Origin of the sequence: Stappia sp. TSB10P1A, from assembly GCF_900185725.1 — a bacterium.
Lineage (GTDB): Bacteria > Pseudomonadota > Alphaproteobacteria > Rhizobiales > Stappiaceae > Stappia.
Genome location: NZ_FYAU01000059.1, coordinates 1 through 1,129, shown reverse-complemented (window position 1 = coordinate 1,129; position 1,129 = coordinate 1). Strand labels below are relative to the sequence as shown.

Here is a 1,129-nt window from a genome sequence, read left to right as displayed (position 1 = left end):
TCATGTCAGCCCCCACTTGCCATCGAGAAGATCGTCCAGCCACTGCGGCTCCGGATGCTCGGCCGGCCTGCCGATTTCCGCCTCGATTTCGCGGATCAGCAGCACGCGGTCGGCGATAGCGGGTACTGTCTCCTGGCTGGCCGTGCCAGGCACCGGGACATGATCCATGCCGTCCCAGGCGAGTTCGCACGTGGCTTCGACCATCGACGCGAGCTCGCCGCGCAGGTCGGAAAGGGCGCGTTCGAGCAATGACTCCCTGAGTTGCCATCTACGCCGACGCGCTTGCGCGTCCAGCCCGGAAACTTTGCGGGCGCCCGCCGCCACGTTGGCCAGATCTCGGGTGTTTGCGGCCCAGCGGGCGCGCTTGGTGTCATCGGTCATGACTGCCCCCCTGCGTCGTCATCAGGCCGCAAATCGTCGATGTGCACTCCGCATCGCTGGCACACCTTCGGATTGCCGGCTGCGGCTACGTGGCCGGCGCACGCTTCTTCGGCCAGCGCGATCCTCCTGCGGGCCGCACGCAGCCAGCTCTTTTTCGCTGCCTCCCGTCCCATCGTGGCGGTGCCGGCGATGCCGGCGAGCCGCATTTCGTAGGCGCCGGCTCTGTAATCGAACCGTGCTCCATGGACCCTTCCGAGCATTTCGGCTGTAGATCGCTCCACGATGGGCAGCCACGCGCGGAGCGCCTTGATCTTGAGAGCCTGTGCCATCACGACGCCCTCGCCAGATCGATGGTGACGGCGTCCCAGCGGTCGGTCACGCGGCTGCGGCGATAGAAGCGGACGTACTCTTTCGAGCCCGTGACCCGCATTGCCTCGCGAATGGCGCGCATCGCCTCCTGCCAGCGCGGATCCTCGATATCGAGACGCAGCAGCATGAAGATTTCCGCCCGGTTGACCTGCCCCTCCTTGTCCGTGTTGAAGGCGCGGGTGATCACGGCACGGATCTCCGGCCGGCTGTCGGCGGACCATTCCGTCAGGCATTCGTCCAGGAGCCGCTTGGCGATCTGGAGCTGCGGGCCGAAGTCGACATAGTCCGCGACCTGCACGGTCACCTTCATCAGCCCGTCGAAGGTCTGATAGGTGCGATTTCCCTTCGGGCCGCCCTTCGTCAGGCCGTGCTCCTGGGC

The 1,129-nt window shown here is 66.2% G+C and carries 3 protein-coding genes; all 3 read right to left on the bottom strand.

Annotated elements, in window-relative coordinates; all coding sequences use genetic code 11:
* Positions 1–381, bottom strand: a complete 381-nt coding sequence (locus TSB10P1A_RS23440) for a hypothetical protein (protein WP_208987202.1) — start codon at positions 379–381, stop codon at positions 1–3.
* Entirely contained in the window at positions 378–710 is a 333-nt protein-coding gene (locus TSB10P1A_RS23435; RefSeq protein WP_186390174.1) for a hypothetical protein, read from the bottom strand. Before TSB10P1A_RS23435 ends, TSB10P1A_RS23440 begins: the two co-directional genes overlap by 4 nt.
* On the bottom strand, positions 710–1,129 hold a 420-nt coding region (locus TSB10P1A_RS23430), incomplete at its 5' end, for a DUF3164 family protein (protein WP_186390388.1). The genes TSB10P1A_RS23430 and TSB10P1A_RS23435, both read right to left, overlap by 1 nt.

Excerpts from the sequence above, each read along its gene's own strand:
- TSB10P1A_RS23435 (WP_186390174.1), bottom strand. The coding sequence starts at position 710 with ATGGCACAGGCTCTCAAGATCAAGGCGCTCCGCGCGTGGCTGCCCATC.
- TSB10P1A_RS23440 (WP_208987202.1), bottom strand. The coding sequence starts at position 381 with ATGACCGATGACACCAAGCGCGCCCGCTGGGCCGCAAACACCCGAGAT.